This window comes from Mycobacterium sp. 852002-51152_SCH6134967 (assembly GCF_001667105.1).
Lineage (GTDB): Bacteria > Actinomycetota > Actinomycetes > Mycobacteriales > Mycobacteriaceae > Mycobacterium > Mycobacterium neumannii_A.
This window is the reverse complement of the sequence record NZ_LZIK01000063.1, coordinates 1-14,804: the sequence shown is the minus strand read 5'-3', so window position 1 is coordinate 14,804 and position 14,804 is coordinate 1. Positions and strand designations below refer to the sequence as shown.

The 14,804-nt window shown below is 62.5% G+C and carries 11 protein-coding genes; 2 read left to right on the top strand and 9 right to left on the bottom strand.

Features of this window, described 5'->3' with window-relative positions:
- Positions 1-99 precede the first annotated feature (99 nt).
- A complete protein-coding gene (locus A5790_RS26270; RefSeq protein WP_066847655.1) occupies positions 100-2,679 on the top strand; it encodes a PE-PPE domain-containing protein in 2,580 nt (859 codons plus the stop codon).
- A 497-nt stretch (positions 2,680-3,176) separates the two neighbouring features.
- Here the strand turns inward: A5790_RS26270 and A5790_RS19000 are convergent, their stop codons facing one another.
- From A5790_RS19000 to A5790_RS18975, 7 genes are all read right to left on the bottom strand, one after another.
- Positions 3,177-4,217 carry a class I SAM-dependent methyltransferase gene (locus A5790_RS19000; RefSeq protein ID WP_066847650.1) on the bottom strand — a complete coding sequence of 347 codons (1,041 nt, stop codon included), beginning with the start codon at positions 4,215-4,217 and terminating at the stop codon, positions 3,177-3,179.
- Between the two features lie 788 nt (positions 4,218-5,005).
- Entirely contained in the window at positions 5,006-5,173 is a 168-nt protein-coding gene (locus tag A5790_RS25850) for a DUF5989 family protein (RefSeq protein WP_156656456.1), read from the bottom strand.
- On the bottom strand, positions 5,173-6,999 hold the full coding sequence (locus A5790_RS18995; protein WP_197696834.1) for a carbamoyltransferase: 1,827 nt from the start codon (positions 6,997-6,999) through the stop codon (positions 5,173-5,175). The genes A5790_RS25850 and A5790_RS18995 overlap by 1 nt, the downstream gene beginning before the upstream one ends.
- A 55-nt stretch (positions 7,000-7,054) precedes the next feature.
- Positions 7,055-8,713, bottom strand: coding sequence for a hypothetical protein (locus tag A5790_RS18990; protein ID WP_156656455.1), 1,659 nt, complete (start codon positions 8,711-8,713; stop codon positions 7,055-7,057).
- A gap of 1,006 nt (positions 8,714-9,719) precedes the next feature.
- A complete protein-coding gene (locus A5790_RS18985; RefSeq protein WP_066847643.1) occupies positions 9,720-10,262 on the bottom strand; it encodes a cupin domain-containing protein in 543 nt (180 codons plus the stop codon).
- Between the two features lie 33 nt (positions 10,263-10,295).
- Positions 10,296-11,000, bottom strand: a complete 705-nt coding sequence (locus tag A5790_RS18980) for a nitroreductase family protein (protein WP_066847640.1) — start codon at positions 10,998-11,000, stop codon at positions 10,296-10,298.
- A gap of 18 nt (positions 11,001-11,018) precedes the next feature.
- Positions 11,019-11,669, bottom strand: coding sequence for an HD domain-containing protein (locus A5790_RS18975; protein ID WP_066847637.1), 651 nt, complete (start codon positions 11,667-11,669; stop codon positions 11,019-11,021).
- 91 nt (positions 11,670-11,760) lie between these two features.
- On the opposite strand from A5790_RS18975, the gene A5790_RS18970 reads away from it, so the two are divergent.
- Positions 11,761-12,750 carry a GlxA family transcriptional regulator gene (locus A5790_RS18970; RefSeq protein WP_197696833.1) on the top strand — a complete coding sequence of 330 codons (990 nt, stop codon included), beginning with the start codon at positions 11,761-11,763 and terminating at the stop codon, positions 12,748-12,750.
- Position 12,751: 1 nt separating this feature from the next.
- On the opposite strand, the gene A5790_RS18965 is transcribed toward A5790_RS18970, so the two are convergent.
- Both A5790_RS18965 and A5790_RS18960 read right to left on the bottom strand, forming a co-directional pair.
- Positions 12,752-13,171 carry a hypothetical protein gene (locus A5790_RS18965; RefSeq protein WP_066847634.1) on the bottom strand — a complete coding sequence of 140 codons (420 nt, stop codon included), beginning with the start codon at positions 13,169-13,171 and terminating at the stop codon, positions 12,752-12,754.
- A gap of 111 nt (positions 13,172-13,282) precedes the next feature.
- Positions 13,283-14,542 carry a hypothetical protein gene (locus A5790_RS18960; RefSeq protein ID WP_066847631.1) on the bottom strand — a complete coding sequence of 420 codons (1,260 nt, stop codon included), beginning with the start codon at positions 14,540-14,542 and terminating at the stop codon, positions 13,283-13,285.
- Positions 14,543-14,804 lie beyond the last annotated feature (262 nt).

Sequence of the window (14,804 nt, the reverse complement as noted above, 5' to 3'; positions counted from 1 at the left end):
AGGGGTGGGATACGCATGCGCACTTGGAACGTAAAACCGGAGGGGGCTCGGGCTCGGAGGCGCCGGCTCAACCGTGGGAACGGCAAAAAGCTAGCCTTGATGGGCGCCATCGCGACGACGTCGGTGGCGATGATCTTGACACCCTCGTTGGCTAACGCAGCATCGTCGCAGACCTACTTCGTCGGTGTTCCGGATTGGTTGCCGATTGGCGAGGGGTCCAAGCTGCCCAATGATCCGGTCGCGATCAACAACGCCATTGTCGCGGCCAAAGACCGCAATCCGCTGGTGGCCTGGGGCCTAGGGCCCGTGCAGCTGAGGCCGGTGTGGGTGAACTGGTACACGCCGGTCAACCCGTTGGATCCGACCGATCCGGGCCAGGAGCAGTACTACACGCCGGGCGAATGGGGCCAGACCGGCTCACACACGGTATCGGTCAACGAGCCCAACCCGCTGTATGACGAGGCGTACACCCTCGCCTACGACGGTGGCTACGAGGTCGCTCGCGCCGCGTACATCGCCAAGGCTTCGGAGGATGCTTCCACCGCGGCGTACAACACCACGTACGCGCAGGTCTACACGCGCAAGTACAACGAGTACGTCCAGAAGTACTGCAAGGTCATCTGCAATCCGAAGAACCCTTCCGGACCGATCAAGTCGGCTGCGGACGCATTCGCCAAGGGTGAGGCAGCGCTCGAGGCCGGCAAGGCCGCCGTCGCGGCTGCCCAGGCCGCGGCCAAGAACCCCACCGTCGCGGCCGCCGCCGCCGCTGCGGGGCACAGCGCCGGCTTGGCCGCCGCGCTGGCCGCCGTGACCAACATCCCCCAGACCATCGAATTCACCACGGAGGTACCGGAATTCGGTTGGAAGGACGACGGCTACTGGACCACGACCACCTCGGGTCAATGGGTTGCCTCGCCTGAGGACGTCGCGGCCCTACCAACGGTCGGACAGCTTGCCTATCTGGCGCACGCGATCGAGAACGGCGACCTCAGTGCCCTTGCGCCGGTGCTGAACTGGACCGCCTACCTGACCAACGTCAACCTCATCGCCTACGGCGACGGGGCGATCGCGGCGGGGCAGGCGTATCAAGCATTCATCGACAGCGCCAACGGCAACACCCACGAGGGTTACAACCCGTTCGCCGTCGGCGATCCGGAAACCGGACCGCGCAAAATCCGGCTCACCTTCGGTGACGGCAAGGTCACAGTGACACGGACCGACACCACGAACAATCCGCTCGAGATTCCGCTGCCTGGTGACCTCGAATTCCCGGATGCGCCACCGGTGGGCTGGGAGACGGTGCAGGAGGGCGGCGTCGTCGACGTGACCCTGCTGTCGCTGCTGCTCGTGCGGAACCCCGGTCGGGTGAACGGCGGTCTCTACTCGCGCTTCGCGCCGATATACGAAGAGCTCACCGGGGTCAACCCGGTGACCCCCGACCGCCAGGACGTGCTGCCGGACGGCTTTGACCCCGACCTGATCACCAAGCTGCTCACGGGAAATGCCGGCGACATCACCTTCGACGAGCTCGGCAACCTGCAGACCGTGATCGACTCGGTCGACGGCGAACCGATCATCGTGACGGTCAAGGCCGACGTTGGTTGGCAATACGACCTGCTCTCAGACGCCCCCGCGACCGCCAACCCCATCGCATGGGCCAACTCGGTTGCATCGGCCGTGCTGTTGACCAACCTGTTGACCGGAGTCGACTTCGGAAACCTCGGCGCGGGTGGATATGTCGGCCCTGACGGCACGATCTACTACACGCTGCCGGTCGACGAGCTGCCACTGCTGGCGCTGCCTCGACTGGCCTCGGCCGCCATCGGCCTGGCCACCGGGGAAGACGTCAACACACCGCTGGCGGATGCGCTCGAACCGGTTCTCAAGATGCTGGTCAACATCGGATACACCGACGTCGTGCGAAATGCAGACGGCACGTACGCCCGTTCGCTCGACAAGTTCGGTGAGCCGATGTTGTTCGGTACGCCGGCACTCACATCCGCCCAGATGGCGATGTTGCCAGGTGATTTCGTTCGCCTGCTGGGCGCAGGTGTGGGCGACGAGCTGACCGATGTGTTGACGCGCGCGGTGACGCGGTTCGTCGAGCAGACGAAGATCGGACTGACAACCGAGCAGCGTGCTCAGCTTAATACGATGCTGGCAGCGCCAGGGTCGATCCTGAAGACCGTCAGTTCTCGAGCCGGAGAGCAGATTTCGAGCGTGGCCTCAGAGGTTGAGCGTCAGACACCCGACTTGCCGACACCGAGCCAGTCCGAACTCGGCCAACTGCAGCGACAGGTCGGCCGACAGGTGGCCGACGTTCGCGACGGGGTCGGCGATGCGGTCGAGGCAGTGCAGTCGGCCGCGGGAAACCTCAACCGCGTCGGCGCCGGCTCCGATGAGAGCGACAGCACCGGTCAAAGCGCCAGTAGCAAGACCGACTCCATCGGCGGCGCCAAAAAGGTGACGCCGGAAAGCCGCTACCGCGGCACCAAGAAGGACAACGGGGACGGCGGCGCCAACAAGGTGACGCCCGGAACCGTCGCCAGGGTGCCGGGATCGAGTGCTGCGAACGCCGACAAGAACGCCGACTCGGGCGTCGCCAAGGCGGGCGACGAGAACGGCAGCAACACCAACGAGAGCGGCGATAACAAGAGTGACGGCGGCGGCGACGAATAGGACGAATAGATCGTCTGCCCTCAGACAGCCCCGGCGCCGTATGGCCCGGGGCTGTTTGTCGTCGCGTCAGTGATGCCCGCCGTCGGGCTGTTGGCTGTCGACCGGCGCCGGAGGGGCATCGGGTGCGGCAGGGGCGGTGGGCGCCGGCACGCACGTCGGAGTGCCATCGACAATGGATTCACTTCCGATGCATGCCGGTTCGGCGCCCGACTGCGCAGGCGCACCGCCTAGCGCGGTGACAACGGGAACCGCGGCGAGCGCGCATCCGAGAACCACCGTACCGGCGCATCGGCTAACAATTTTCGAGAGTTCGGACATCGGACACCTCCTTCGACAGTCTCGGCAGGAAAGCTCGGCTAATTCCAGCCGCTCACTGCCAGGCTGAGGCGAGACTATCGCCAATGTGCCGATGAATTGCTGAAATTGACGCGCAGCATTCATGCCGTCATCGAAGCCAGCCACGTTGCGGTTCTTGATTCAGGACGTGGGTAGACGAACTACGGATTGGCCCCGAGTTCCACCGGCCTCCGCGCGATGACGATGAAGAATCCGCCCTCGCGGTGGCCTGTAAACATCATTCCCAGATTCACCAGCATGCGCTCGAACCTGTTGCCGAGCCGCTCCGGCTTGAAAAGCTGCTCGTCTTCGGCCAACTCGGCGAACGGCTCTGTCTTCGGAATCGCGTGCACGAAGTCGAAGCCGACGTTCTTGAGCCATCCGACTACCTCGCCGATGGTGTGTTTCGATTCGTGTGGGTTCTTGTACTGATCCATGAACCATGACCGGCGCTTCTGCGTGCTGACGCGCGCATCGACGGCGTGGCGATCGAGAAACATCATGCGATCGTTTGTGGCTTTGAAGGCGAAGCGACGGATGTCTGTGGCCAGCCGCCCAAACTTGTGATAGAGCCCGATCATGATGTAGCCGCCTGGCCGCACCAGCCGCGAGATCGACTCGAAGCCGAGCTGTGGATCGCTCGTATGGTGCAACACCCCGTTTGAGATCACCAAGTCGAACGTGCCCGGTTTGAACGCCGGCCTGAACAGATTCATTTGCAGAAAGTGGGCGCGCTTGAGATTGTTCTGTTGCTTGAAGGCTGTGGCCATCTTAAGCGAGTTCAGGCAGAGGTCCGTCCCGATCACTGTCCGGTTACGGATGGCGAGAAAGTTAGCGAGCTGTCCGGTGCCGCAGCCGCATTCGATCACGCGCGCGCCAGTCGGGACCTGCTCGTCGAGCAGCTTGGCGAACACCGCCTTTCGCGCCTTGTCGATCAAGCTGCCGACGCTGTCGAAGTCGTCGTAGTTCGGGAAGGGGTTCGCCTCGTAGAACGCCTTGATCTTCTGGGTGACGTCCTGCTTCGAGTCGCTCCACTCGTTCGGGATGAAAAGCGATGCGATGTCGTCTTGTGCGGGATGCCACTGCTGACACTGCGCACATCTGAAGCCATCACCATGGAGCGTTAGGGTGGCGCCACAGTGCGGGCAGCACAACAACTCGGAATGTTCACTAAAGAGATCGTTGAGCCCGGAATAGGTCACGCCGAAGTCTAACTGCGGCGGAAAGATTGGGGAGCAGTGTTGTATAAGGTCGGATGAGCCGTTTCGTGAAATGGGTTCTAAGGCAATTTGTAGAGCATTTGCTGACTGTAAGCTTCGCTCTGCCAATGTGATTAGCCTTAGCCGCGCAGTCGTGTGTTTATATCTGACCAACTTCCGCGGACGGCGCCCATACATCTTGATGTCCGATCGGGACATCCGAGTCCGCTTGACTGACCATCACATCCGCCGGTCGATCGACAAGTCCAGCCCATCGTGTTCACCGCTGTGTCGATAGGCGCTCGGCTGCGCATTGAACCTCCTGGGCTCAAGACTGCGTGAGCCCCACAAGTGAGCCGCCATCGATGTCCGAGGAGCATGTCGGCACGCGGCGTGGACGAGATAATCCTACGGAGTTCGGCGCCCTGTCGGTGTTTGCCCTTGTAATGACAGCAAGCGGTCGAAATGCGTTGATCCAGAAAACGATTGATCGAGCAGTCGGGCTTCACCCAGACGCCCAAGCATTTCCGTTTAAGTAGCTCAGGACCTGACCTTGTGCTCTTCCGCCAGCTTGTGTTTGTACTAACTGATGCGCTTCTATTTGCTGCGGAATCTGTTCCGAGAAATACGTCTCTGGGTAGCTAACGGCGGCCAAGACCGGATCGAAACTCCGGCACAGCTTGCGTTTCCCCGACTGCCCCGTTGAGGGAAGAGCTGCCAGCACCTGCGGCGCGGTCCGTGGTAGATGGCGAGCGCCGGGAAGCCGCTGGATCTGCGCTACCGAACGGAGCTCAGAAAAGCGCGTACAGGGTGAAGGGAACGGTCACTTGGACGACGCCGAGCAACCCCGCGACGCCCAGCAGCAGTATGATCATTGGGATCACCCAATAGGCTCTGTTGACGACCGCGTACCTGCTGAACTCTGTCAGCATTTTCCAGGCATAGAAGGCGCGCCGCATCAGTCGAGTACTGTCGCGATGTGGAACAGTTCCCTGTCCTCACGGCCCGGCTGGAGTCGTTTGTCTAATACATGATCCTCGAGGATCAGATAGTCCATCTCGGTATTCATGAAACATCGGTAAGCGTCTTGTGGAGTACAGACAATCGGCTCTCCTCGGACGTTGAACGAAGTGTTGACGACTACGGGGCAACCCGTCAGATCCTCGAATGACGCTAGAACGTTGTGGTAGAACGGGTTCGTTTCTCGCGAGACCGTCTGAATGCGTGCGGAGTAGTCGACATGGGTGACCGCCGGGATAGACGACCGCACCTTGTTGACCTCACTCCAGATCTCGCCTGACCCAGCCTTGCTGGGAGCGGTGCGTATCTCCTCCCGGACCGGACTCACCAAGAGCATGTATGGCGAAGGTGCGTCGAGGTCGAAGTAATCCTTCGCTCTCTCCTCGAGAACCGATGGCGCGAACGGGCGGAACGACTCTCGATACTTGATTTTCAAGTTCATGACCGACTGCATTTGGGGTGACCGAGCGTCACCAAGGATGGAACGATTCCCGAGGGCTCGAGGTCCGAACTCCATGCGGCCGGTGAACAGACCCACGACGTTGCCTTCTGCGACGAGCTCCGCGATTCGTCGGGCACGCTCGTCGGTGTCGGTGACCGTTTGGAAAGGGTAGCCGTGTGACGAGAGATATGCAGAAATGTCGTCCGCGGAGAATTGCGGTCCGAGGTACGCCCCCTGCATGCGGTCGCCTGCGACATGTCTTGGGTTACCGGCGATCTGGTACCACGTGTGCAAAGCCGCGCCTACGGAACCTCCTGCGTCCCCAGCCGCCGGCTGGATCCAGATGTCGGTGAAGGGCCCTTCGCGGAGCAGCCTCCCGTTCGCGACGCTGTTGAGAGCAACACCACCCGCCAAGCACAAGTTTTTCTCCTGAGTGATGGCTGCCGTCGTCGCGGCCATCCTCATCACGATCTCTTCTGTCACATCCTGGATTGAGCGGGCAATATCCATCTCCCTCCGAGTGATCTCGCTTTCTGGAGGACGCGGGGGCCCGCCGAACAGCTCGGCAAAACGGTCATTCGTCATAGTGAGGCCGCCCAGGAAGTCGAAGTACCTGAGATTGAGCTGGATCGAACCGTCTGCGTTGATGTCGACAAGGTTGTCCGTAATGACATCTACATACGCCGGCTCACCGTACGGCGCGAGGCCCATAAGTTTGTATTCGCCTGAGTTGACTCGGAAGCCGCAAAAATAGGTGAACGCGGAGTAGAGCAGTCCTACCGAGTGTGGGAACCGCATTTCGCGATGGATCTCCAGCTGATTGTTGACCCCACGGCCGATGCTCGCCGTCGCCCACTCGCCGACGCCGTCCATCGTGAGGACGGCGGCCGATTCGAATGGTGAGGGGTAGAAAGCGCTTGCCGCATGACTCTCGTGATGCTCGGTGAAGTACAAGTCCGAGGGCATCCGGTACCCGAGCGCTTTCAGGTTGCGTTCGATTTCATAGGTAATCCAGAGTTTCGTTCCCAACCACTGCGGAAGCGCGGTGGAGAAGGACCGAAAACCCCGTGGGGCAATGGCGGCGTACGTCTTGAGTAGACGAATGAACCGGGATATCGGCTTCTCGTAGAAGGCGATTGCATCGATTCCAGTGCGGTCGACGCCTCCTGCGGCGAGGCAATACTCGATCGAGTATTTCGGGAAACCCGGGTCGTGCTTGAGACGTGTGAACCGTTCCTCCTGCGCGGCAGCGATGATCTGCCCATCTCGCACCAAAGCAGCAGCCGAGTCGTGGTAGAAGGCACTTATACCCAGGATGTTCATGATCGCACCGTGCCGGGGAGCAGGTTGACGATTTCACCGACAAGTTCGCGATTGCTCATGACTTCAGCCCCAGGTGTGGATAGATGATTCGTGCAACGAGTTCCGCGCCAAACTCATTGGTATGTGCGTTGTCCACGAACACGGGTTCTTCAACGCCGTCCAGTGCGTCGGCGAGATTGATGGCTGGAGGGGCCACGAGTTTGGACGCGTCGAGAAACGCCGCTCCAACTCCCCACTCGTCGGGGCTCGCGTAGCGTTCGGCATCGCCGCCCTCAGTGCTATAAGCAAGTGGCTGCCAGGCGAACACGGCCTTGAAACCGTAGCTCCTAGCCAGCTGTTCGATGACCTCGATCGCCCTTTCGTAAAGGTTCACAGCGTTGCGTGCCCGTTCGTGGGTCAGCTCTGGAGTGAATTCCGGAGAAGCCCTCTTAGAGTTAGACGTCAGGGCGATGCGCGTCAGGATGCTGTGTTGCGAGTAAAAAGCCATGAGAGAGTCTTTGAGGCCCGCCAGCCCTCCACGCAGGCGAGCCCTTTCCACAGCCTGGCTTACGAAGTGCCCACCCGGGTACGTAGGTTCGGTCGTGAGTCCTTCTACCTGCTCGGCAACGTCGTTCGCGCCGTCATAAAAAACTGCCACGTCGGGGACCCGACCTTCGCTGAGCAGCTGTTGAAGGAGGGCGAGTTCTTGCCAGATTCCCCATGCGACCTGCCCGTAGTTGGTGATACGGACTGGAATACCGTCCTTTTCGGCGAATCGAGCCACTTGGGAAGGGATCGTGTACAAGTCGCGTTGACCGTAGCCCCACATTGTCGACCCGCCGAACATGTATACCGATGCGGCGTCCTCTCCGACCCCGTCAGCGGTATATGTCTTGCGAGCGCGGTCGACGATGTTGATGTACTTGCCCGTGTGGTCCTGATTCACCATGCCTAAGAGCGGCGTATACACGTTGTGCGTGTATACGTACTTGAACTCGTTGAACCAGTCGGCAGCCCACTCTTGATCATCTGCCATTGCCGCAGAGGAGATCTGTGCGGCAAAGATGTCGTCCCACGTGCCTTGCTTGCCTCCTACGCGGACGCCGCCATGGGCGGCCCAGTGCGGGAATGCAAGCCCGATGGCAAGATCGACGACAATTAACACCAGGGCGGCGCGAAATGTCATCACCGCAATGTGTCTCGCGGTGGCGGCCCGTCCCTTTGGCTTCCATCCGATCACCTCCGGTTCAACGCTGAACTGGCGGCGAGCCATCGCCGGATCGGATACACGCGGCTTGGTGATCCAGGTGCTTCCGGGACTGGCACCGGGTGAATTGAGAGGGTTGCGACCGACGAGGCGAAGAACGAGAGACACCGGGGTTATGACGACGAAGTAGACGATCGCCAACACAACCTTCGCGATAACTCGTGCCACGAACGCCGCCACCCTGGCGATGCCGCGGTCGATCGTCGCCCCTGCGGCCGGCCGAAAGACGGCAATCGCCGCGAGCGCGATCAACACCAGCACGAGCAGAGTGGCTCCGAGCCGTAGCCCGAGCAGCCACAGGACCGCGGCGAACAGCAAACCGACGGAGGTTCTCAGTGCGGAGGCCTTGAGGGCGGCAACGCTCCATGATCGCCGATCGTGTCCTGGGTCATCTGATTCACCCTCAGGCACCCACCAACCATGCTCACCACGGAGTGTGACGGCCTCGTTACGCTGTTCCTGGAGCATCTGTCCCCCTCTTCGACGATCCAGTCACAGAACGTGCCCTTCACCGGCGTATAAGGGTCACATTCGCGAGCACCCTAGCATCGCGCCGAGGCCGATATCTGCGATTTCACACCGATGGTCGCCCCGGATTGGTGGTGCCGGCGATACAGCGAGGCAAGTTTTCTCCGAAGCGGATACAGCGTTGGGACTGACGGACGCGGACAGCGCCGAGCAGCCCTGACGGTGACTAGTTGTATCGGCGCAGCGTCCTGGTCTCGCCATCGCTTGCTGTCACGACGGCCATGTTGGCTGGGTGCCGTGCCGCCCGCGTTTGCTGATCCGTACGAGGATGAGGATGGCGTGGCGAGCCGGTCGGTGAGGCTCCCGAGCCGGAGGCGCCGACTCCCGACCTAGAGGAACCCGCTTCGAACGTCGCCGACCCGGCCGTCGATGCCGACACGGCCGACCTGGACAACGCGGAGGTTTCCCAGGAGGACTCCGAGGAGGCTCACGGCGCCAAGCCGTGAGGGTCGACTCGCCGACGGTGTCCGAAACCGAGGTTACCGAGCTTTCGGAGTGGCTGGAGTCGTTCACCAGCACCACAACCACCACGTTCTCGACGTGGTGCAGCTCAGTGACGCAATGGAATTGAAATGAATCGATTATGACCGCTGGGATCGGCCCGCCTTCACCAATCCGTACAGCACATCGATCCAGATCATCTATCCCGACAACAACCGAGTCTTCGATGTCCCGCCGAGCCAACGCGCAGTCCTCACGGCTCCCAGTCAGTCGCCGCCAAAACCCGAGCCTCCGGCGACCTTCAAGAACGTGCTCGTAAGGCTCAAGGACAAAGACGGAGAATCGAAGCCGTTCCGGGTCAGGATGTTCACTGATGTCGGCGATGTCCCAGCGGTCGGTGGCTATCGCGTACTGCTCGATGATCCATGGCTTTTCGAACTAGCCGACAAGATCCCGAACCGGCCGTCTAGGAACGCCGTCGGACTCCGAGGCATACTTCCGGGTCTCAATGTGTCGCGGGAGACAAACCGTACCGTCTTCTGACGTCGTCGAACCAGTCGGGCGTCGCGTATGTCAAACCGTATTTCGTTGCGAGTTCAGTAAACTCGGCTGATTCGTGCAACGGGGCGCTGGGCTGTGCCGTTGCCTCGCCGGACATGAGCAGCTCGCCGAGTTCGCGGAAGTAGTTTTCGAAACCACCTCCCGGAGTGATGATTTCGATGATTCGCCCCGGTTCGCTTCCCGCATTCCACATAGCGTGCATCTGGCCGCGGGGTTTGGTGATGTAGCCGCCCGGCCCGAGCACCACTTCGCTGTCGTCGGATCGGAAGCCGATCTCGCCGGCCAGGACATACGAGTGCTCATCCTCGCGCGTGTGGCGATGCGCCGCGGTGATCGTGCCGACCGGGAACGGATGCTCGACGATCGACACCAAGCCGCCAGTGGTCCGGCTGACGAGCTTGAAGACCGCCCCGAAGCCTGGGATGGGCACGACATCGCCTTCGCCGGGCTGCATCACAGTCAGCACGGCATCCTTCGTCATGGACATGGCAGCCTCCTTCGTGAGTCATGTCGGCAGCGGTTAACCCGTCGCGGCCAGACGTGGCGGGATCTCACCCTGCGGCGGCCACAGCGGCTGCGGCACCTCGACGCCGAATGGTGAATTCCAATGGTTGCGGGAAGAAACCTCGTGTACGGGTCGCCGATTGGCGGCCACGCCCCACTTACCGAGGGGATAACCGAGGGCCAGCATGGCCGACATCCGCCAACCCTCTCCGACGGGAACCCCGAGCAGCTCGTTCACCTGTGCTTCGAAATTGCGGAGCACCATCGTCATGACGCCGCCGACGCCCTCGGCGCGGGCCGCGAGCAACGCGCTCCAGATCGCCGGGTAGATGTTGGCGCCCCCGAGGTCGTCGATGGCGAAGACGAAGAGCAACAAGGGGACTTCCTCGAAATGGTCGGCGAGGTAGTTCCCCGAACCTTTCATTCGACGCATCGTTGCGACGTGCGCGGCGTCGTCGGCGCCGGGTGCCGTCGCGACCATCGGTCCCGTACCGGTCATGAACTTCTCGTATTCGAGGTCGCGAGCCTGGCGGAACAACTGCGCAAACTGACGAATTAGTCGCGGATCGTCAACGGCGACGAAATGCCAACGCTGGGTGTTGCCTCCGTTGGGAGCGCGAACGGCGGCATCCAGGATGCGGGCCTGTGTCTCGAGCGGAATCGGATCGGGTCGCAATCGCCGCATCATCCTGGTGGTGTACAGCGCTTCGTGGACATCCATTTCTATACTCCTTCCCCGCTACTCGGGCCAGCTGTTGTTCAAGATGAGGTCGACGAAGTCCTGCCGCTCGAACGTCGGGTCGAAGTGCGCCAGCACATCGGCGTTCATCGTCCCGAAGGTGGTGTCCGGGCGATGTTTCATGCCGTCGTTGAAGGCCGCCAGGATGCGGTTCTTGAAGTCGGGACGGGGATGGGCCGCGGTCACCGCGTCGATGGCCTCCGGTGTGAGCTCTTCGCGGCCGATCCCGACGACGTCCGCCTCGACACCGGCGATCACCAGCGCGATCTCGGGGTCGAGGAATTGCGGTACGCCCGGGGTGGTGTGCAAGGCGATGCCCAGCCAGACCTTCCGGGCATCGGCGGCGTCGACGCCGCGCTCGAGCAGGAAGTCGCGGGCGGCGTTCGCGCCGTCGACTTCGAAGCGCAGTTCGGAGGTGCGGTAGCGCTCGGTGAGACCCAGGTCGTGGAACATGGCGGCGACATAGAGCAACTCGAGGTCGGGCTTCAGCCCCAGTCGGTTGCCCCGCAGCGCGCCGAACAGGAACACTCTGCGCGAATGGTCGAACAGCAGGTCGTCTTCGGCGTCGCGAATGTAGTCGGTCACCTCGCGCACCAGCGCGCTGTCGGGTATCGCTATGCCGGCGATCGTTTGGATCGATTCGATGCTCATCGTCAGCCTCCTCACATATGGACTCTTGCGATTGAGTCAACGCACGCGGCGGCTCGTGCGCACACGGCTAATGAGCCGTTCGGCCCACAAAATGCGACACAATGGCGCTGTGGTGGCGGGTGCCTTCTCGCGGGTGGTGGTGATTGTCGTCTTCGACGAGGTCACGATGCTGGACGTCGCCGGAGCCGGCGAGGTCTTCGCCGAGGCCAACCGGTTCGGCGGCGACTACCAGATCAAGATCGCATCGGTTGACGGACGCGATGTGACGACCTCGATTGGGATCCGCTTGGGTGTCACCGACAGCATCGCGTCCATCGAATCCGCCGACACCGTCCTGGTGGCAGGCAGTGACAACATTCCGGCGCGCCCGATCGACCGCGCACTGGTCGAGGCTGTGAAGTCGCTCGCGGATCGGACTCGGCGGCTCGGTTCGATCTGTACCGGGTCGTTCATCCTTGCGCAGGCCGGTTTGCTCAGGGGGCGGCGTGCCACCACGCATTGGCGTGAAACCCGAAGACTGGCAAGGGCTTTCCCTGACATCACCGTGGAGCCGGATGCACTGTTCGTCCGTGACGGCGACATCTTCACCTCGGCCGGGGTGTCATCGGGCATCGACCTCGCGCTTGCGCTGGTCGAACAGGATCACGACGCCGACCTCGTGCGTGATGTGGCTCGTTGGTTGGTCGTTTACCTCAAACGCGCTGGCGGACAGTCGCAGTTCTCTGCGCTCGTCGAGGCGAACCCACCGCCACAGTCAGCGCTTCGAGTGGTCACCGAGTCGATCGCGGCCAACCCTGCAGGGAACCACAGCGTGAAATCGCTTGCGCTGCGCGCTTCGTTGAGCACTCGCCAGTTGACACGACTATTCCGTTCCGAGCTCGGGATGACTCCTGCCGAGTACGTCGAGATGATCCGAATCGATGCCGCCCGTGCAGCACTCGACGCCGGCCGCACCGTCACCGATACGGCACACCTCGCAGGCTTCGGCAGCACGGAGACCCTTCGACGAGCGTTCGTCGAACACCTCGGTGTATCACCGAAGGCTTACCGGGACAGGTTCCGCACCGCCATCCGGGGCTGACTCAGCCGACCTTTCGCAGCTGGAACGGGCTTTGGGTCACGACGCCGCCCGCGCAGCCGTAATTGGAGTCCGAGGAGAGCACGCCACTGAGCGTTGTGGGATCGACCGACATCGACACCACGGCCGGTTCGTAGCTGCCGTCTTCACAGGTGAGACCGCCGGGCTTGGAGACGGTGAAGGTCCAGCGGCCGCCAGAGAACGTGGCGGGCGTCTGCCATCCCTGGTTACTGGCGACCGTGCCGGTACAACCGGCAGGACCGCAGCTGGTCGCGAAGGTCAACACCAGAATGGAGTCGCCGTCCACTTCGGTGTAGGACCCGTTGAGTAGCGGAGGATCGGCGGACGCCGTCCCTGCGAGTGCAACGCATGCGGTTGCCGGCAAGGCGACCGCGATTGCCAATGTGTGCAAGACCTTTGTCATAGTGACTCAGGAATTTACGGTTCTGTCAGGCCAATTCACGGTGACGGGACACGGCAATACCCGGTTGTGTCCGTGATGTCGCTGAATCGAGACCTTCGACGCGTTCGGCCGTTACGGCGCAGTCTTGCGCCGACGGCCTGACAGGAGGAAATACACCACCGCGCCGATCGCCAGCGCGCCGGCGAGGGCCGCGCCGATGGCCACCGGCTTCACCCAGGTGTCTTGGGTCGGCGCCGCAGTTTCGTTGCTGGTCAACTGAACCTGGTACCCGGGGAGGGGACCTTGTGACGGCGCGACCAGTCCCGGTAGTTGCTGCGTGCTGGTGATCTCGAACAAGCGCTCACCGCCTCCGGTCTTGGTCCAGCGCCCCCACGCGGGGGTCTCCTCGTCGAGAAGCACGCGATGACCACCGACCGACGGGTCATCGCCGAGATCGGCCAGCGTCTTGACCCGGAACGGTTTCGACTCTCCGTCCTTGTACTTGAGCTGTACGAGCACGTTCTTGAAGGTCGTCGGCGGCTTCGGTTTTGGCGGCGGCGGCTGACCGGGAGCCGGCTGATAGCCGCCACCGGAAAAGCTTCCAGTGGACACCGTGACCGGCTTGCCGGAGGGGTCGCGGTTCACCGCCGTGAAGCTGTACACGCCGGGATTGGGCACCGTGAGTACGGCGCGACCGCTCGGTGGGACGTCGACGACGCGGGTGGTGTTGTTGTACGGGTAGACGATCTGCAGCGGCGATTTGTACGGATTGGTGAAGACGGGCCGATACCAGCGGTCATAGCCGGTCCATCTCGAATTCCATTGCGTCACCGGGCTGCTCCACGTTGAGGACGTGGTCGTGGTCGTGGTCGTGGTGCTGGTGAACGACTCCAGCGATTCCGTGAGTTCGATGACCTCCGTCTCCGACGCGGACTCCGACTCGACGTCCACCGCATCGGCGCCGTGAGCCTCGTCGAAGTCTCCCTGCGACACCTCGGCGATGTCGGGGTCGGCGGTGTCGGCATCGATTGCCGGGTCGGCGACGTTCGTGTCCGGGTCGCCCGGATCACCCGGTGCCTCGCCCGGTCCCGGTTCGTCGGGTGCTCCTCCCGGTCCCGGTTCGTCGGGTGCTTCGGCCGGCCCCGCCTCGTCGAGTGCCGGTGCGTCCGGCTCGGGAGCCTCGCCGGCCGGCTCGCCCGGGTCCTCCGGGGCCGGTTCTTCGACGGGTTCGGCGTAGGAGCCGGAGTTATCGACGACCTCGGTCGAGTCGCCGTCCTCGTACGGATCGGCCAAAGCCGGCGATATGGCACCCAACCACATGGCCGTCGTGACCGCGACCGATGACATGGCGAGGGCGCCGCGCCGGTAGAGGACGCTTCGAGCTTCGTTCACGTGATCTCCCGTCGTGTGCCGCCTGGCGCGCGTATTGGCACAGACTTGCGACCTTGGCAGATTCTTCGCGGCCATGGCGGCAAACACGCCGCGGAATTCCAGCCATGCGCTCTGCTGGCGTTCCCGCTATGCGGTTCTTCGCTTCCTCGGCAGTGCTCCGCGGCCGCCTCGGAGCCGACGAGGGTCGTGAGGCCCACGATCCGGGACGAATAAACCCGCCGGCCCTGGTGGGGCCGGCGGGTTGGGGGTGGGGTGGTCAGTG